The sequence below is a fragment of the Actinoplanes derwentensis genome (genome assembly GCF_900104725.1).
GTDB lineage: Bacteria > Actinomycetota > Actinomycetes > Mycobacteriales > Micromonosporaceae > Actinoplanes > Actinoplanes derwentensis.
In genome coordinates this window covers 6,879,650-6,895,011 of the sequence record NZ_LT629758.1, presented here as the reverse complement: position 1 = coordinate 6,895,011, position 15,362 = coordinate 6,879,650, and the positions used below count along the sequence as shown (strand labels likewise).

At 65.7% G+C, this 15,362-nt stretch carries 26 protein-coding genes; all 26 read left to right on the top strand.

Going from position 1 to position 15,362, the window contains the following annotated elements; all coding sequences use genetic code 11:
- The first annotated feature begins 41 nt into the window (after window positions 1-41).
- The 26 genes from BLU81_RS30285 (at window position 42) to rplO (ending at window position 15,347) form a co-directional block, all read left to right on the top strand.
- Window positions 42-578 (top strand): hypothetical protein, encoded by a 537-nt coding sequence (locus tag BLU81_RS30285; protein WP_092548821.1) that lies wholly within the window; start codon window positions 42-44, stop codon window positions 576-578.
- Window positions 579-1,028: 450 nt separating this feature from the next.
- Entirely contained in the window at window positions 1,029-1,403 is a 375-nt protein-coding gene (gene rpsL / locus BLU81_RS30280) for a 30S ribosomal protein S12 (RefSeq protein WP_014440718.1), read from the top strand.
- A gap of 1 nt (window position 1,404) precedes the next feature.
- On the top strand, window positions 1,405-1,875 hold the full coding sequence (gene rpsG, locus BLU81_RS30275) for a 30S ribosomal protein S7 (RefSeq protein ID WP_045745030.1): 471 nt from the start codon (window positions 1,405-1,407) through the stop codon (window positions 1,873-1,875).
- Between the two features lie 85 nt (window positions 1,876-1,960).
- Window positions 1,961-4,057: an elongation factor G gene (fusA, locus tag BLU81_RS30270; RefSeq protein ID WP_092557849.1), complete on the top strand. Its 2,097-nt coding sequence runs from the start codon at window positions 1,961-1,963 to the stop codon at window positions 4,055-4,057.
- A gap of 119 nt (window positions 4,058-4,176) precedes the next feature.
- Window positions 4,177-5,370 (top strand): elongation factor Tu, encoded by a 1,194-nt coding sequence (tuf, locus tag BLU81_RS30265; RefSeq protein WP_092548818.1) that lies wholly within the window; start codon window positions 4,177-4,179, stop codon window positions 5,368-5,370.
- Window positions 5,371-5,762: 392 nt separating this feature from the next.
- Entirely contained in the window at window positions 5,763-6,071 is a 309-nt protein-coding gene (rpsJ, locus tag BLU81_RS30260) for a 30S ribosomal protein S10 (protein WP_007073037.1), read from the top strand.
- Window positions 6,072-6,081: 10 nt separating this feature from the next.
- On the top strand, window positions 6,082-6,741 hold the full coding sequence (rplC, locus tag BLU81_RS30255; protein ID WP_092548815.1) for a 50S ribosomal protein L3: 660 nt from the start codon (window positions 6,082-6,084) through the stop codon (window positions 6,739-6,741).
- Window positions 6,738-7,385: a 50S ribosomal protein L4 gene (rplD, locus tag BLU81_RS30250; RefSeq protein WP_092548812.1), complete on the top strand. Its 648-nt coding sequence runs from the start codon at window positions 6,738-6,740 to the stop codon at window positions 7,383-7,385. Before rplC ends, rplD begins: the two co-directional genes overlap by 4 nt.
- Window positions 7,382-7,684, top strand: a complete 303-nt coding sequence (gene rplW, locus BLU81_RS30245) for a 50S ribosomal protein L23 (protein ID WP_092548809.1) — start codon at window positions 7,382-7,384, stop codon at window positions 7,682-7,684. The genes rplD and rplW overlap by 4 nt, the downstream gene beginning before the upstream one ends.
- Before the next feature lie 14 nt (window positions 7,685-7,698).
- Complete coding sequence (rplB, locus tag BLU81_RS30240) at window positions 7,699-8,538, top strand: 50S ribosomal protein L2 (RefSeq protein ID WP_092548805.1); 840 nt, start codon at window positions 7,699-7,701, stop codon at window positions 8,536-8,538.
- Window positions 8,539-8,551: 13 nt separating this feature from the next.
- Window positions 8,552-8,833 carry a 30S ribosomal protein S19 gene (gene rpsS, locus BLU81_RS30235; protein WP_092548802.1) on the top strand — a complete coding sequence of 94 codons (282 nt, stop codon included), beginning with the start codon at window positions 8,552-8,554 and terminating at the stop codon, window positions 8,831-8,833.
- A gap of 37 nt (window positions 8,834-8,870) precedes the next feature.
- Window positions 8,871-9,314 (top strand): 50S ribosomal protein L22, encoded by a 444-nt coding sequence (rplV, locus tag BLU81_RS30230; RefSeq protein WP_092548799.1) that lies wholly within the window; start codon window positions 8,871-8,873, stop codon window positions 9,312-9,314.
- Window positions 9,314-10,141, top strand: a complete 828-nt coding sequence (gene rpsC / locus BLU81_RS30225; RefSeq protein ID WP_092548796.1) for a 30S ribosomal protein S3 — start codon at window positions 9,314-9,316, stop codon at window positions 10,139-10,141. The genes rplV and rpsC overlap by 1 nt, the downstream gene beginning before the upstream one ends.
- Window positions 10,142-10,144: 3 nt before the next feature.
- On the top strand, window positions 10,145-10,570 hold the full coding sequence (gene rplP / locus BLU81_RS30220) for a 50S ribosomal protein L16 (RefSeq protein ID WP_014440729.1): 426 nt from the start codon (window positions 10,145-10,147) through the stop codon (window positions 10,568-10,570).
- Window positions 10,570-10,803, top strand: a complete 234-nt coding sequence (rpmC, locus tag BLU81_RS30215) for a 50S ribosomal protein L29 (protein WP_092548793.1) — start codon at window positions 10,570-10,572, stop codon at window positions 10,801-10,803. The genes rplP and rpmC overlap by 1 nt, the downstream gene beginning before the upstream one ends.
- Window positions 10,800-11,072: a 30S ribosomal protein S17 gene (gene rpsQ / locus BLU81_RS30210; RefSeq protein WP_092548791.1), complete on the top strand. Its 273-nt coding sequence runs from the start codon at window positions 10,800-10,802 to the stop codon at window positions 11,070-11,072. The genes rpmC and rpsQ overlap by 4 nt, the downstream gene beginning before the upstream one ends.
- A 94-nt stretch (window positions 11,073-11,166) precedes the next feature.
- On the top strand, window positions 11,167-11,535 hold the full coding sequence (rplN, locus tag BLU81_RS30205; RefSeq protein ID WP_023358185.1) for a 50S ribosomal protein L14: 369 nt from the start codon (window positions 11,167-11,169) through the stop codon (window positions 11,533-11,535).
- The gene (gene rplX, locus BLU81_RS30200; protein ID WP_092548788.1) at window positions 11,532-11,852 is read left to right on the top strand and encodes a 50S ribosomal protein L24; all 321 of its coding nucleotides are present in this window, start codon (window positions 11,532-11,534) and stop codon (window positions 11,850-11,852) included. Before rplN ends, rplX begins: the two co-directional genes overlap by 4 nt.
- Complete coding sequence (gene rplE, locus BLU81_RS30195) at window positions 11,852-12,421, top strand: 50S ribosomal protein L5 (protein WP_092548786.1); 570 nt, start codon at window positions 11,852-11,854, stop codon at window positions 12,419-12,421. The genes rplX and rplE overlap by 1 nt, the downstream gene beginning before the upstream one ends.
- 2 nt (window positions 12,422-12,423) lie before the next feature.
- The gene (locus BLU81_RS30190) at window positions 12,424-12,609 is read left to right on the top strand and encodes a type Z 30S ribosomal protein S14 (protein ID WP_014440734.1); all 186 of its coding nucleotides are present in this window, start codon (window positions 12,424-12,426) and stop codon (window positions 12,607-12,609) included.
- 115 nt (window positions 12,610-12,724) lie between these two features.
- A complete protein-coding gene (rpsH, locus tag BLU81_RS30185) occupies window positions 12,725-13,132 on the top strand; it encodes a 30S ribosomal protein S8 (RefSeq protein ID WP_092548783.1) in 408 nt (135 codons plus the stop codon).
- 14 nt (window positions 13,133-13,146) lie between these two features.
- A complete protein-coding gene (gene rplF, locus BLU81_RS30180) occupies window positions 13,147-13,686 on the top strand; it encodes a 50S ribosomal protein L6 (RefSeq protein ID WP_092548780.1) in 540 nt (179 codons plus the stop codon).
- Entirely contained in the window at window positions 13,683-14,078 is a 396-nt protein-coding gene (rplR, locus tag BLU81_RS30175) for a 50S ribosomal protein L18 (protein WP_092548777.1), read from the top strand. The genes rplF and rplR overlap by 4 nt, the downstream gene beginning before the upstream one ends.
- A gap of 13 nt (window positions 14,079-14,091) precedes the next feature.
- Window positions 14,092-14,715, top strand: a complete 624-nt coding sequence (gene rpsE, locus BLU81_RS30170; RefSeq protein WP_092548774.1) for a 30S ribosomal protein S5 — start codon at window positions 14,092-14,094, stop codon at window positions 14,713-14,715.
- Window positions 14,715-14,897: a 50S ribosomal protein L30 gene (gene rpmD / locus BLU81_RS30165; RefSeq protein ID WP_092548771.1), complete on the top strand. Its 183-nt coding sequence runs from the start codon at window positions 14,715-14,717 to the stop codon at window positions 14,895-14,897. The genes rpsE and rpmD overlap by 1 nt, the downstream gene beginning before the upstream one ends.
- Window positions 14,898-15,347: a 50S ribosomal protein L15 gene (gene rplO / locus BLU81_RS30160; protein ID WP_092548768.1), complete on the top strand. Its 450-nt coding sequence runs from the start codon at window positions 14,898-14,900 to the stop codon at window positions 15,345-15,347.
- The last annotated feature ends 15 nt before the right edge of the window (window positions 15,348-15,362 follow it).

Sequence of the window (15,362 nt, the reverse complement as noted above, 5' to 3'; positions counted from 1 at the left end):
GTGGGCTGCGCCCCAGCTCGTACGAGTGACATGCTTCGGATATGACGCAACCCCCGGGCGCCGCCTATCCACCGCCGCAGCCGGGCCCGCCGTACTACTCGCCGTACGGCCAGCCGCCTCCGTACGGGGCACCCCCGCCGTTCGCCCCCGCCCCGCCTCCGCCTCCGGTGGTCGCCGGCTGGCAACCGGAGCGGGTGGATCAGGTGACCGGGACCGGGTTCGGTCTCGTCCACTTCCAGGTGGCGCCGATCACGTCGGGACCGGCCATCGGTTCGCTGGTCGCCGGCATCGCCGCGATCCTCGTCGCCTTAGCGGTCTTCTGCTTCGGGCTGGCCGGCGCTCAGGAGGGCTGGGGCGGCTGGGTTGCCGGGGCTTTCACCCTGCTCAGCGTGCTCGCGTGCGCGGGAGCGGTGACAGCAGCCCTGATCGCCCGGCGGCAGATCACGCGCTCAGCTCAGCCCGGGAGAGTACGGTTCACCGGGCGGGGTCTCACGATCGGTGGGATGGTGTGCGGAATCGCCGGTGCGGCACTGTCCTTGGTGGGGCTGTCACTGGGCCTGGTGGTGCAGTTGTCCTGAGGTCAGGGGCGACTGAGGGGGCCGTTCACAGCCGGGATCCGGCACCGCCACGATGGCTCGCCAGAGCACCCGGTACACTGGTATACGGAGATGTCCATCGTGCGATTCTGGGTTCATTTTGACCTGGCTGCGCAGGGTGGGTAGTCTTTCCCCTCGTGCCCGGGCTCGCCCGGGCAACTCGTGCGTGCGCCCGAATCGGAATGTGCGACGGGTATCAAGCACCACGACGGGTGCTAGGTCCCAGACCGGTGAGAACAGGCCTGGAATCGAGTCCCTGACAAAGACAAAGCCGGAGCGCGCGAACCTTCGCGTGTGATGGGACCGTGAGCCGGACGACACGCCCGACCGCGGGTGTGGGAGGCCCCCCCTCGGGGAGCAGCCCGCACACAGATGCAGACATACACGGTGCGGCCGCCAAACAGGAGCGGCCGAAGGGAGCGGAGAAACCCGGTGCCCACGATCCAGCAGCTGGTCCGAAAGGGCCGCCAGGCGAAGACGAGCAAGACCAAGACGCCGGCGCTGAAGGGGAGTCCTCAGCGGCGCGGCGTGTGCACGCGCGTGTACACCACTACTCCCAAGAAGCCGAACTCCGCGCTGCGCAAGGTCGCTCGTGTGAAGCTCAGCAGCCAGATCGAGGTGACGGCGTACATCCCGGGCGTCGGCCACAACCTGCAGGAGCACTCGATCGTGCTCGTGCGTGGCGGTCGTGTTAAGGACCTTCCGGGCGTTCGCTACAAGATCGTTCGTGGTTCGCTGGACACGCAGGGCGTCCGCAACCGCAAGCAGGCCCGCAGCCGTTACGGCGCGAAGAAGGAGAAGAGCTGATATGCCGCGTAAGGGACCCGCTCCGCGCCACCCGGTGGTCGCTGACCCGGTGTACAACTCCCCGCTGGTAACTCAGCTGGTCAACAAGATCCTGGTCGCCGGCAAGCGTCAGCTCGCCGAGCGGATCGTGTACGGAGCCCTGGAAGGTGCCCGCGAGAAGAGCGGCACCGACCCGGTGGTCATCCTCAAGCGCGCCATGGACAACGTCAAGCCGACCCTCGAGGTCCGCAGCCGCCGCGTCGGTGGCGCGACCTACCAGGTCCCGGTCGAGGTGCGCACCCCGCGCCAGACCACCCTGGGTCTGCGCTGGTTGGTCCAGTACTCCAAGGCCCGCCGCGAGAAGACCATGATCGAGCGTCTCCAGAACGAGCTGCTCGACGCCAGCAACGGCCTGGGTGCCGCTGTCAAGCGTCGCGAGGACACTCACAAGATGGCGGAGTCCAACAAGGCCTTCGCGCACTACCGCTGGTAAGACACCTGCTGAGGCCCGGCACACCGCCGGGCCATGGCAGTCGTACCGGTCCACGAGACGACGACGAAGAAAAGTAGGGATGGAAGTGGCCGCCGCAGACGCGCTCGCCAAGGTTCGCAACATCGGCATCATGGCGCACATCGATGCTGGTAAGACCACGACGACCGAGCGAATCCTGTTCTACACCGGCATCACGTACAAGATCGGTGAGGTCCACGAGGGCGCTGCCGTCATGGACTGGATGGAACAGGAGCAGGAGCGCGGTATCACCATCACTTCCGCCGCCACCAAGTGCGAGTGGAAGGGTCACACGATCCAGATCATCGACACGCCCGGCCACGTCGACTTCACGGTCGAGGTCGAGCGGTCGCTGCGTGTGCTCGATGGTGCGGTCGCGGTGTACGACGGTGTGGCCGGCGTGGAGCCGCAGACCGAGAACGTCTGGCGCCAGGCGGACAAGTACAACGTTCCCCGGATGTGCTTCGTCAACAAGCTCGACCGGACCGGTGCCGACTTCTTCCGCTGCGTGCAGATGATGATCGACCGGCTCAACGCGACGCCGCTGGTGCTCCAGATCCCGATCGGGCTCGAGGGTGACCACATCGGTGTCGTCGACCTGATCGAGATGCGCGCGCTCACCTGGCGTGGGGAGACCCAGAAGGGTGACGACTACGCGGTCGAGGAGATCCCGGCCGACCTGGTCGACTCCGCGAACGAGTGGCGCGAGAAGCTGATCGAGACTCTCGCTGACGTCGACGACGAAGTGATGGTCAAGTACCTCGACGGCGAAGAGGTCTCGATTCCGGAGATCCGGGCCGCCATCCGGCGTTCCACGATCGCCAGCAAGGCCAACCCGGTGCTCTGCGGCTCGGCGTTCAAGAACAAGGGTGTGCAGCCGATGCTGGACGCCGTTGTCGAGTTCCTGCCGTCGCCGCTGGACGTTCCGGCCATCGAGGGCACCGCGACCGACGGCGAGACCGTCGTGCTGCGCAAGCCGTCGAACGACGAGCCCTTCTCGGCCCTGGCCTTCAAGATCCAGACCGACAAGCACCTCGGCAAGCTGACGTACGTCCGGGTCTACTCCGGGACGCTCGAAACCGGTACTCAGGTGACCAACTCCACCAAGGACCGCAAAGAGCGCATCGGCAAGATCTACCAGATGCACGCGAACAAGCGTGAAGAGCGTTCGTCCGCGCAGGCCGGCGACATCATCGCCGTCCAGGGTCTCAAGCAGACCACCACGGGCGACACGCTTGCCGACCCGGCCAAGCCGGTAATCCTGGAATCGATGTCGTTCCCGGAGCCGGTCATCCAGGTCGCCATCGAGCCGAAGACCAAGTCGGACCAGGAGAAGCTGGGCACCGCGATCCAGCGTCTGGCCGAGGAGGACCCGACCTTCCGCGTCTTCAACGACGAGGAGACCGGTCAGACGATCATCGCCGGCATGGGCGAGCTCCACCTGGACATTCTGGTGGACCGCATGCGCCGCGAGTTCGGCGTCGAGGCGAACATCGGTAAGCCGCAGGTGGCGTACCGCGAGACGATCCGCGGCACCGTGGAGAAGCTCACGTACGTTCACAAGAAGCAGACCGGTGGTTCCGGCCAGTACGCGAAGGTCGTCGTCACGGTCGGCCCGCTGGAGATGACCGCGGACGGTCCCACGTACGAGTTCGTCAACGCAGTGTCCGGTGGCCGTATCCCCAAGGAGTTCATTCCTTCGGTGGACGCGGGCGCGCAGGACTCCCTGCAGTACGGCGTCCTCGCTGGTTACCCGCTGGTCGGCGTCAAGTTCACGCTGGTCGACGGTCAGTACCACGAGGTCGACTCGTCCGAGATGGCGTTCAAGATCGCCGGCTCCATCGCGATGAAGGAAGCGGCCCGCAAGGCCGACCCCGCGCTGCTGGAGCCGATGATGGCCGTTGAAGTCACCACCCCTGAGGACAACATGGGTGACGTCATCGGCGACCTCAACTCCCGCCGTGGCATGATCCAGTCGATGGAGGAGCGTCACGGCGCTCGTGTCATCAAGGCTCTGGTGCCGCTCTCGGAGATGTTCGGCTACGTCGGCGACCTGCGGTCGAAGACTGCGGGCCGGGCCAGCTACAGCATGCTGTTCGACTCCTACGCCGAGGTTCCCGCGAGCGTCGCGAAGGAGATCATCGCTAAGGCCACCGGCGCCTGACGCGTTGAGGCACGTGCGGCCCGTCGAGGGCCGCACGTGCACTAGCAGTCGACAGAGTCCTGAGCGCCTTACTGGCGTGCCGGGCGAAAAGAATTGATTCAGTCCACAGGAGGACACCAGTGGCGAAGGCGAAGTTCGAGCGGACTAAGCCGCACGTCAACATCGGCACCATTGGTCACATCGACCACGGTAAGACGACGCTGACTGCGGCCATCACGAAGGTCCTGCACGACGAGTTCCCCGACCTGAACCCGTACACCCCGTTCGACGAGATCGACAAGGCGCCTGAAGAGAAGGCCCGTGGCATCACGATCTCGATCGCGCACGTCGAGTACCAGACCGCGTCGCGTCACTACGCGCACGTGGACTGCCCCGGCCACGCTGACTACATCAAGAACATGATCACCGGTGCCGCCCAGATGGACGGTGCGATCCTGGTCGTGGCCGCCACTGACGGCCCGATGCCGCAGACCAAGGAGCACGTCCTCCTGGCCCGCCAGGTCGGCGTTCCTTACATCGTCGTCGCCCTGAACAAGAGCGACATGGTCGAGGACGAGGAGCTCCTGGAGCTCGTCGAGCTCGAGGTCCGCGAGCTGCTCAGCACCTACGAGTTCCCGGGCGACGACCTGCCGGTCGTTCGCGTGTCGGCGCTCAAGGCGCTCGAGGGCGACCCGGAGTGGACCGCCAAGCTCCTCGAGCTGATGGCCGCGGTCGACACCGCGATCCCGCAGCCCGAGCGTGACATCGAGAAGCCGTTCCTCATGCCGATCGAGGACGTCTTCACGATCACCGGCCGTGGCACCGTGGTGACCGGTCGCGCCGAGCGTGGCATCCTCAAGCCGAACGAGGAGGTCGAGATCGTGGGCATCCGCGAGAAGTCGACCAAGACCGTTTGCACCGGCATCGAGATGTTCCGCAAGCTCCTCGACGAGGCGCGCGCGGGTGAGAACGTGGGTCTGCTGCTTCGTGGCATCAAGCGCGAAGACGTCGAGCGCGGCATGGTTGTCGTCAAGCCCGGCAGCAGCACCCCGCACACGGAGTTCGAGGGTCAGGTCTACATCCTCTCGAAGGAAGAGGGCGGCCGGCACACCCCGTTCTTCCAGAACTACCGCCCGCAGTTCTACTTCCGCACCACGGACGTCACCGGCGTCGTCACGCTGCCCGAGGGCACCGAGATGGTCATGCCCGGCGACTCCACCTCCATGTCCGTGAAGCTGATCCAGCCGATCGCCATGGAGCAGGGCCTGAAGTTCGCGATCCGTGAGGGTGGCCGCACCGTCGGCGCCGGAACGGTCACGAAGATCAACGTCTGATCTGAGAACTGTTGGCGACGCTCTCCGTGAGCTTCGGCTCACGGAGTGTCGTGAACAACTCTCAGAGGTGACCCCGATTAGCAATGCGGGATTGAATCCTGCATACTAGTCAGGTTGCGTCCGCGCGGGGTGGGTGGCTGTCTCGTATAGCTACCCACCCTCGCCGGGTGTCCGGGTGTGTTTTGTTTGCCGCCCGGCCCCTAGATTCCCGCGATCGGCGTCTGTCCCAGCAGTTAGGGGATAGGGGCTGAAGCAGAATGCCCAGCATTCTGTGAAGGGGCGCGACACGCCCGACCGCGGGGGTCGGACAACGCAGGATCAATGGTCCTGCGGGCATGCGGGGGCACCGCTTCCGCACGTAGCGGCATCGAGAGAAGGAAACAGAAGCCACCATGGCGGGACAGAAGATCCGCATCCGGCTCAAGGCCTATGACCACGAGGTCGTCGACTCCTCGGCACGGAAGATCGTCGAGACAGTCACGCGTACCGGGGCACAGGTCGCAGGCCCGGTGCCGCTGCCCACGGAGATCAACCGTTTCTGCGTGATCCGTTCGCCGCACAAGTACAAGGACTCGCGCGAGCACTTCGAGATGCGCACGCACAAGCGTCTGATCGACATCATCGACCCGACTCCGAAGACGGTCGACTCGCTTATGCGCCTCGACCTGCCGGCTGGCGTCGACATCGAGATCAAGCTGTAGGGACCGGACAATGGACAGGCAAGTGAAGGGGATCCTGGGCGCCAAGCTCGGCATGACCCAGGTCTGGGACAACAACAAGGTCGTCCCGGTAACCGTGGTGCAGGCCGGCCCGTGCGTCGTGACCCAGGTCCGCACCGATGAGAAGGACGGCTACGCGGCTGTCCAGCTGGCTTACGGCGCCATCGACCCGCGCAAGGTGAACAAGCCGGAAAGCGGCCAGTTCGCCAAGGCCGGCGTTTCGCCGCGCCGCCACATCGTGGAGCTGCGCACCGCCGACGCCAGCGAGTACGAGCTCGGCCAGGAAGTCACCGTCGACACGTTCGCGGTCGGCCAGCCGATCGACGTGACCGGTAAGACCAAGGGCAAGGGCTACGCCGGCGTCATGAAGCGGCACGGCTTCCACGGTCTCCGTGCGAGCCACGGTGTCGAGCGCAAGCACCGCTCGCCCGGTTCGATCGGCGCTTGCGCGACCCCCGGTCGCGTGTTCAAGGGCATGAAGATGGCCGGTCGCATGGGTGGCAAGCGCTTCACCGTGCAGAACCTGGTCATCCAGGCCGTTGACATCGAGCGCAACCTGATCCTGGTCCGCGGCGCGGTGCCCGGTCCCAAGGGCGCGCTGATCCTGGTCCGTTCCGCGTCGAAGAAGACCGCGAAGGGTGGTGCCAAGTGAGCTCGGTTGACGTGATCAACGCTGAGGGCGCCAAGGCCGGCTCTGTCGACCTGCCCGCCAAGGTCTTCGGCGTCGAGGCGAACATCCCGCTGATGCACCAGGTCGTCGTGGCGCAGCTGGCCGCGGCCCGTCAGGGCACGCACAAGGTCAAGACGCGCGGCGAGGTCGCCGGCGGCGGCAAGAAGCCGTACAAGCAGAAGGGCACCGGTCGCGCCCGTCAGGGCTCGATCCGCGCGCCTCAGTTCACCGGTGGTGGCGTCGTGCACGGTCCCGTGCCGCGTGACTACAGCCAGCGGACCCCCAAGAAGATGAAGGTCGCCGCTCTGCGGGGCGCCCTCTCCGACCGGGCCCGTGATGGCCGCGTGATCGTGGTCGAGTCCTTCGTCACCGGCGAGAAGCCGTCGACCAAGGCCGCGATCGCGACCCTGCGTAAGGTCGCCCAGACCACCAAGGTCCTGGTCGTTCTGGACAGCCAGGACGAACTGAACTGGGTGTCGCTGCGCAATGAGCCGTCCGTCCACCTCATCGAGGCCGGCCAGCTCAACACCTATGACGTGCTGGTCGCCGACGAGGTGGTCTTCACGAAGGTCGCGCTCGACGAGTTCCTCGGCGGGACCGAGAAGTCCGAGGAGGGCGACAAGTGAGCACGATCGCCGACCCGCGCGACATCATCGTCGCCCCGGTGGTCTCCGAGAAGAGCTACAGCGTTCTTGACCAGAACTGGTACACGTTCGAGGTCCGTCCGGACGCGAACAAGACCCAGATCAAGATCGCTATCCAGCAGATCTTCAACGTCCGCGTGCTGACCGTTAACACGGCGAACCGCGAGGGCAAGCGCAAGCGCACCAAGACCGGTTGGGGTCAGCGCAAGGCGACCAAGCGCGCCATGGTGAAGCTGGCTGACGGTGACCGTATCGAGGCCTTCGGCGGCCCGGTCAGCTAAGGGGTTTGTGAATCATGGCAATCCGTAAGTACAAGCCGACCACGCCGGGCCGTCGCGGCTCGAGCGTCGCCGACTTCGCTGAGATCACCCGGTCGACTCCGGAGAAGTCTCTTCTGGTCCCGCTGCCCAAGAAGGGTGGCCGCAACGTCCACGGCCGGATCACCACCCGGCACCAGGGCGGTGGCCACAAGCGGCAGTACCGGTTGATCGACTTCAAGCGGAACGACAAGGACGGCGTGCCGGCCAAGGTCGCTCACATCGAGTACGACCCCAACCGCACCTCCCGCATTGCTCTGCTGCACTACGCCGACGGTGAGAAGCGCTACATCCTCGCGCCGAAGGACCTGAAGCAGGGCGACCGCGTCGAGTCTGGCGTGGGCTCCGACATCAAGCCGGGGAACAACCTTCCCCTGCGTAACATCCCGGTCGGTACGACGGTCCACGGTGTGGAGCTTCGTCCCGGCGGTGGAGCCAAGATGGGCCGCTCGGCCGGTGTTGGCATCCAGCTGCTCGGCCGTGAAGGCGCCTACGCCACGCTGCGTATGCCTTCCGGTGAGATCCGTCGTGTCGACATCCGCTGCCGCGCGACGGTCGGCGAGGTCGGTAACGCCGAGCAGTCGAACATCAACTGGGGTAAAGCCGGCCGTATGCGCTGGAAGGGCAAGCGCCCGACCGTTCGCGGTGTGGCCATGAACCCTGTCGACCACCCGCACGGTGGTGGTGAGGGTAAGACCTCAGGTGGTCGTCACCCGGTCAACCCGGCTGGTAAGCCGGAGGGCCGTACCCGCCGCAAGGGCCAGGAGAGCGACAAGCTGATTGTTCGCCGCCGCTACGCCACCCGCAAGCGCGGGTAACGGGAGTTAAAAGATGCCTCGCAGCCTGAAGAAGGGCCCGTTCATCGACGACCACCTGCTCAAAAAGGTGGAAGTCCAGAACGAGAAGAACTCGAAGAACGTCATCAAGACCTGGTCGCGGCGTTCGACCATCATCCCCGACATGCTGGGGCACACGATCGCCGTGCACGACGGGCGCAAGCACGTCCCGGTGTTCATCAGTGAGGCGATGGTCGGGCACAAGCTCGGCGAGTTCGCTCTGACCCGTACGTTCAAGGGTCACGAGAAGGACGACCGCAAGAGCCGTCGTCGCTAAGTAGATACACGGATCAGAGGAATTAGGAGCTACAGCGATGCCAGTTAAGGGCGACGCTCCGGTGCTTCCGGGCGCGCGGGCGGTTGCGCGGCACGTGCGCATCTCGCCGAACAAGGCGCGCCGGGTGATCAACCTCGTTCGTGGTCTACCCGCGAAGGAGGCGCTGGTCGTTCTGCAGTTCGCGCCGCAGGCAGCCAGCGAGCAGGTCTACAAGGTGCTTGCCAGCGCTATTGCGAACGCGGAGAACAACGAGCGGCTCGACCCCGACGCGCTCCTCATTCGTGAGGCGTTCGTCGACGAGGGTCCGACGCTCAAGCGGTTCCGTCCGCGGGCGCAGGGCCGGGCGTACCGGATCCGCAAGCGCACGAGCCACATCACTATCGCGGTCGAGGCGGTCCAGACGGTCCGCCCGGCGAAGAAGGCAGCGGCCAAGCCGGCCGCGCCGAAGGCCGAGTCCCAGAGCACGGAGGGTGCCGAGTAATGGGTCAGAAGGTTCACCCCACCGGGTTCCGTCTCGGCATCTCCACCGACTGGCGGAGCCGTTGGTTCGCCGACAAGCTCTACAAGGACTACATCGGCGAGGATGTCAAAATCCGCCGCATGATGTCCAAGGGCCTCGAGCGTGCCGGCATCTCCAAGGTCGACATCGAGCGGACCCGCGACCGGGTTCGGGTCGACATCCACACCGCCCGGCCGGGCATCGTCATCGGCCGTAAGGGTGCGGAGGCCGACCGGATCCGCGGCGAGCTCGAGAAGCTCACCGGCAAGCAGGTCCAGCTGAACATCCTCGAGGTCAAGAGCCCCGAGTCGGATGCTCAGCTGGTGGCCCAGGGTGTCGCCGAGCAGCTGTCCTCCCGGGTCAGCTTCCGCCGCGCGATGCGTAAGGCCATGCAGTCGGCCATGAAGAACCCGATCTGCAAGGGCATCCGTGTGCAGGTCTCCGGTCGCCTCGGCGGCGCGGAGATGAGCCGCACGGAGTTCTACCGTGAGGGTCGCGTTCCGCTGCACACGCTCCGCGCGAACATCGAGTACGGCTTCTTCGAGGCCCGTACCACGTTCGGCCGGATCGGCGTGAAGGTCTGGATCTACAAGGGCGACGCTGTCCCTGGTCGCGAGGTCGCCCCCGAGGCGCCCGCGCGTCCGCGCCGGGACCGTGCCGACCGCCCCGAGCGTCCGCGTCGTGGCCGTTCCGGTTCGTCCGGCACGACTGCGGGCGGCACCGAGGCCGGCCGGGCCGCTCAGGCCGCGGCGACCGCAGATGACACCGCCGCTGCTCCGGCCGCGGCTGAAAAGCAGCAGGAGGGCTGACCTGTGCTGATGCCCCGTAAGCCCCCGAAGGGCTTCCGTAAGCCACACCACCCGGACCGCAGTGGCGCGTCCAAGGGTGGCAACCGGGTCGTCTTCGGTGAGTTCGGTATTCAGGCTCTCGAGCCGGCGTACGTGACCAACCGTCAGATCGAGTCGGCTCGTATCGCCATGACCCGTCACATCAAGCGTGGCGGCAAGGTCTGGATCTCGATCTTCCCGGACCAGGCGCTGACCAAGAAGCCTGCCGAGACCCGTATGGGTTCCGGTAAGGGTTCTCCTGAGTGGTGGGTGGCGAACGTCAAGCCGGGACGGATTCTCTTCGAGATGTCCTTCCCGAACGAGACGGTCGCGCGTGAGGCGATGCGCCGCGCGATCCACAAGCTCCCGATGAAGTGCCGCATCGTGACGCGCGAAGTGGGTGAAAGCTGATGGCCACGGGCGTTAAAGCCGGTGAGCTCCGCGAGCTTCCTGAAGAGGAACTGGTCGCGAAGCTCCGGGAGGCCAAGGCGGAGCTGTTCAACCTTCGCGTGCAGCGTGCGACCGGGCAGCTCGACAATCACCGTCGACTCCAGGTTGTTCGCAAGGACATCGCGAAGATCTACACGATCATGCGTGAACGTGAGCTTGGGCTCTCGGTCGCGCCGGATGAGGTGACGGCATGAGTGAGAACACCACTGCTCCGCGCGCTCAGCGCAAGGTGCGTGACGGTCTCGTGGTCAGCGACAAGATGGACAAGACCGTCGTTGTCGAGGTCGAGGACCGGGTCAAGCACGCCCTGTACGGCAAGGTCATCCGTCGTACGCGGAAGCTGAAGGTTCACGACGAGCAGAACGCTGCTGGAGTCGGCGACCGGGTCTCGATCATGGAGACCCGTCCGCTCTCCGCCACCAAGCGGTGGCGCATCGTGGAGATCCTCGAAAAGGCCAAGTGAGTGCGCTGGGCCGGTTTCGGCCGGCCCAGCGGACCATCGTTCCGCCAAGCTTCGGATCATTGACCCGGAGAACTGGCAGACATAGGAGACAGACGTGATCCAGCAGGAGTCGCGACTGCGCGTCGCCGACAACACGGGCGCACGGGAGATCCTGTGCATCCGCGTACTAGGTGGCTCCGGTCGCCGTTACGCGAGCATCGGCGACGTCATCGTGGCCACGGTCAAGGACGCCATTCCCGGCGCCGGTGTGAAGAAGGGTGACGTCGTCAAGGCTGTCATCGTCCGCACCGCCAAGGAGCGGCGCCGTCCCGACGGCTCGTACATCCGCTTCGACGAGAACGCCGCCGTCATCATCAAGGACGGCGGGGACCCCCGCGGCACCCGCATCTTCGGCCCGGTCGGGCGCGAGCTGCGCGACAAGCGGTTCATGAAGATCATCAGCCTGGCGCCGGAGGTGCTCTGACCGTGAAGATCAAGAAGGGCGACACGGTCGTCGTCATCGCCGGTAAGGACAAAGGCGCCAAGGGTAAGGTCATCGCGGCCTACCCGACGCGCGACAAGGTCCTGGTAGAGGGCGTCAACCGGATCAAGAAGCACGAGCGCATCCGCACGAACCAGCGCGGATCGAAGACCGGTGGCATCGTCACCCAGGAAGCCGCGATCCACATCTCGAACGTGCAGGTGGTGGACAGCGAGGGCAAGCCGACTCGCATCGGTTACCGGATCGACGAAAACGGCACCAAGGTCCGGTTCGCGCGTACGACCGGTAAGGAACTGTGATGACTGCCGCTACCGAGCCGAAGACGCTGCCGCGTCTCAAGCAGAAGTACCGCTCTGAGGTCAAGCCGGCCATCCAGGAGCAGTTCAAGTACGGCAACCCGATGGAGACGCCCGGCCTGGTCAAGGTCGTCGTCAACATGGGTGTCGGCGAGGCTGCCCGGGACGCCAAGCTGATCGACGGCGCGGTCCGCGACCTGACCACCATCACCGGTCAGAAGCCGCTGGTTCGCCGGGCTACCAAGTCCATCGCGCAGTTCAAGCTGCGTGAGGGCATGCCGATCGGCGCGAAGGTCACCCTTCGTGGCGACCGGATGTGGGAGTTCCTGGACCGGCTGCTGTCGATCTCGCTGCCCCGTATCCGCGACTTCCGCGGTCTGGACGGTCGGAAGCTCGACGGCCACGGTAACTACACGTTCGGTCTGACCGAGCAGTCGGTGTTCCACGAGATCGACCAGGACCGGATCGATCGCCCGCGGGGCATGGACATCACCGTGGTCACCACCGCCACGACTGACGACGAGGGCCGGGCGCTGCTGAAGCTCCTGGGCTTCCCGTTCAAGGAGAACTGAGCATGGCGAAGAAGGCGCTGATCATCAAGGCGGCCGCGAAGCCCAAGTTCGCCGTGCGTGCCTACACCCGCTGCCAGAAGTGCGGTCGCCCGCACTCGGTGTACCGCAAGTTCGGCCTCTGCCGTGTTTGCGTGCGGGACATGGCCCACCGTGGTGAGCTTCCCGGCGTGTCCAAGGCCTCCTGGTAACTTTCCGCCCCGGCCCGCCGATTCCGGCGGGCCACCAGGCGGACCCAATGTAATGCCGCTTCGCCGTAGGCCTGAGTCACTCGGGAACCCCGGCGAGAAAGGTTGACGAATACCCATGACGATGACGGACCCGATCGCAGACATGCTGACGCGTCTGCGCAACGCCAACCAGGCGTACCACGACAAGGTGACCATGCCGTACTCGAAGATCAAGGCGAACATCGCCGAGGTCCTCAAGGCCGAGGGTTACATCGCGTCGTGGACGTCTGAGGAGCCCGAGGAGGGCGCGGTCGGCAAGCGTCTGGTCGTTGAGCTCAAGTACGGCCAGAGTCGCGAGCGCAGCCTCGCCGGCATCAAGCGCGTCTCGAAGCCCGGCCTGCGGGTGTACGCCAAGTCCGACGAGCTGCCCCGCGTGCTCGGTGGTCTCGGTGTCGCGATCATTTCGACGTCCCAGGGACTGCTGACCGACAAGCAGGCCCGCAAGCGGAGCGTTGGCGGGGAAGTCCTCGCCTTCGTCTGGTAACTGGAGACTTAGACATGTCGCGAATCGGACGTAAGTCGATCCCGGTCCCGGCCGGCGTCGACGTCACCATCACGGGGCAGACCGTCAAGGTCAAGGGCCCCAAGGGCGAACTGTCGCACACCGTTGCCGAGCCGATCACGGTCTCGCAAGACGGTGGCGAACTGGTCGTCAACCGACCCAACGACGAGCGCAAGGCCAAGGAACTCCACGGCCTCTCTCGTACCCTGGTCGCCAACATGATCACCGGCGTCACCGAGGGCTACAAGAAGACGCTCGAGATCAACGGCACCGGTTACCGCGTGACCGCTAAGGGCAAGGACCTGGAGTTCGCTCTGGGCTTCTCGCACCCGGTCCTGGTTCCGGCCCCCGCGGGCATCACCTTCTCCGTCGAGAAGCCGACCGTTTTCTCGGTCGCCGGTATCGACAAGCAGCTGGTCGGTGAGATCTCCGCGAACATTCGCAAGATCCGCCCGCCGGAGCCCTACAAGGGCAAGGGTGTCAAGTACCAGGGCGAGGTCATCCGCCGCAAGGCTGGAAAGGCAGGCAAGAAGTGACCGCCACGCTGAACAAGCGCCGCAACGGCGCAGGTGTCGCCGCGAAGCGTGCCGTCGGCAAAGCGCGTCGGCACTTCCGGGTCCGCAAGAACGTCAGTGGTACGGCCGAGCGTCCCCGCCTGGTCGTCACCCGGTCCGCACGGCACATCACCGCGCAGATCATCGACGACCTCAAGGGACACACGCTCGCCTCGGCCTCGACTCTCGACTCCTCGATCCGGGGAACCGAGGGCGACAAGAGCGCTCAGGCCGGCAAGGTCGGTGCCCTGCTCGGCGAGCGGGCCAAGGCCGCGGGTATTTCCAAGGTCGTCTTCGACCGCGGTGGCAACAAGTACGCGGGGCGAATCGCCGCGCTTGCCGGTGCCGCTCGCGAAGCCGGACTCGAGTTCTAGGAGGGATTGACCAATGCCTGGTCAGCAGCGCCGTGGCGGCGGGTCCGGCGGTAGCACCGATGGTGGCGGCCGCCGCGACAACCGTCGTGAGGGCGGTCGCGGTAACGCGCCCGTCGAGAAGACTCCGCACCTGGAGCGTGTCGTCGCGATCAACCGTGTCGCGAAGGTCGTGAAGGGTGGTCGTCGCTTCAGCTTCACCGCCCTGGTGATCGTCGGTGACGGTGACGGCACCGTCGGCATCGGTTACGGAAAGGCCAAGGAGGTGCCCGCGGCGATCGCCAAGGGTGTCGAAGAGGCCAAGAAGCACTTCTTCAAGGTTCCGCGTATCGGTGCGACCATTCCGCACCCGATCACGGGCGAGGCTGCCGCGGGTGTCGTCCTGCTCAAGCCGGCTTCCGCTGGTACCGGCGTTATCGCCGGTGGCCCGGTGCGTGCCGTGCTCGAGTGCGCCGGTATCCACGACATCCTCTCGAAGAGCCTCGGCTCTTCGAACCCGATCAACATCGTGCACGCGACCGTGGCCGCTCTGAAGGGTCTCGAGTCGCCGGAGGCCGTCGCCAAGCGTCGCGGTCTGCCGGTCGAAGACGTGGCGCCGGCGGCGATGCTGGCATCGCGCGCGGAAGCGGCGGTGCGTTGATGGCACGCTTGAAGGTCACCCAGATCCGGTCCCGGATCGGCCGTAAGCAGAACCAGCGGGACTCCCTGCGGTCGCTCGGCCTGAAGCGGATCAACGATGTGGTGGTCAAGGAGGACCGTCCCGAGATTCGGGGCATGATCTTCGCCGTGAACCACCTCGTCACTGTCGAGGAGGTCGAGTAAATGGCGATCAAGGTCCACCACCTTCGTCCCGCCGCTGGAGCCAAGACCGCGAAGACCCGTGTGGGTCGCGGTGAGGGTTCCAAGGGCAAGACCGCTGGTCGCGGTACCAAGGGCACGGGTGCTCGGAAGAACACCCCGGCGTCGTTCGAGGGTGGGCAGATGCCCATCCACATGCGCCTTCCCAAGGTGAAGGGTCTGGGCAACCGGCCCCGTAACAAGGTCGTCTTCCAGGTCGTGAACCTGGACCGGCTCGCCGAGCTGTTCCCGAACGGTGGCGAGATCGGCCCGGCCGAGCTGGTCAAGGCTGGCGCGGTCCGTAAGGGCCAGTCGGTCAAGGTGCTGGGCTCGGGTGAGCTGGGCGGCGTGTCGCTGACCATCTCCGCCCACGCGTTCAGCGACTCGGCCAAGGAGAAGATCGCTGCTGCCGGTGGTTCCACCACCGAGCTGTAGTAATTAGCGCGGCTG

Excerpts from the sequence above, each read along its gene's own strand:
- BLU81_RS30285 (WP_092548821.1), top strand. The coding sequence starts at position 42 with ATGACGCAACCCCCGGGCGCCGCCTATCCACCGCCGCAGCCGGGCCCG.
- rpsG (WP_045745030.1), top strand. The coding sequence starts at position 1,405 with ATGCCGCGTAAGGGACCCGCTCCGCGCCACCCGGTGGTCGCTGACCCG.
- rpsJ (WP_007073037.1), top strand. The coding sequence starts at position 5,763 with ATGGCGGGACAGAAGATCCGCATCCGGCTCAAGGCCTATGACCACGAG.
- rplC (WP_092548815.1), top strand. The coding sequence starts at position 6,082 with ATGGACAGGCAAGTGAAGGGGATCCTGGGCGCCAAGCTCGGCATGACC.
- rplB (WP_092548805.1), top strand. The coding sequence starts at position 7,699 with ATGGCAATCCGTAAGTACAAGCCGACCACGCCGGGCCGTCGCGGCTCG.
- rpsS (WP_092548802.1), top strand. The coding sequence starts at position 8,552 with ATGCCTCGCAGCCTGAAGAAGGGCCCGTTCATCGACGACCACCTGCTC.
- rplV (WP_092548799.1), top strand. The coding sequence starts at position 8,871 with ATGCCAGTTAAGGGCGACGCTCCGGTGCTTCCGGGCGCGCGGGCGGTT.
- rpsC (WP_092548796.1), top strand. The coding sequence starts at position 9,314 with ATGGGTCAGAAGGTTCACCCCACCGGGTTCCGTCTCGGCATCTCCACC.
- rpmC (WP_092548793.1), top strand. The coding sequence starts at position 10,570 with ATGGCCACGGGCGTTAAAGCCGGTGAGCTCCGCGAGCTTCCTGAAGAG.
- rpsQ (WP_092548791.1), top strand. The coding sequence starts at position 10,800 with ATGAGTGAGAACACCACTGCTCCGCGCGCTCAGCGCAAGGTGCGTGAC.
- rplE (WP_092548786.1), top strand. The coding sequence starts at position 11,852 with ATGACTGCCGCTACCGAGCCGAAGACGCTGCCGCGTCTCAAGCAGAAG.
- BLU81_RS30190 (WP_014440734.1), top strand. The coding sequence starts at position 12,424 with ATGGCGAAGAAGGCGCTGATCATCAAGGCGGCCGCGAAGCCCAAGTTC.
- rpsH (WP_092548783.1), top strand. The coding sequence starts at position 12,725 with ATGACGATGACGGACCCGATCGCAGACATGCTGACGCGTCTGCGCAAC.
- rplF (WP_092548780.1), top strand. The coding sequence starts at position 13,147 with ATGTCGCGAATCGGACGTAAGTCGATCCCGGTCCCGGCCGGCGTCGAC.
- rpsE (WP_092548774.1), top strand. The coding sequence starts at position 14,092 with ATGCCTGGTCAGCAGCGCCGTGGCGGCGGGTCCGGCGGTAGCACCGAT.
- rpmD (WP_092548771.1), top strand. The coding sequence starts at position 14,715 with ATGGCACGCTTGAAGGTCACCCAGATCCGGTCCCGGATCGGCCGTAAG.
- rplO (WP_092548768.1), top strand. The coding sequence starts at position 14,898 with ATGGCGATCAAGGTCCACCACCTTCGTCCCGCCGCTGGAGCCAAGACC.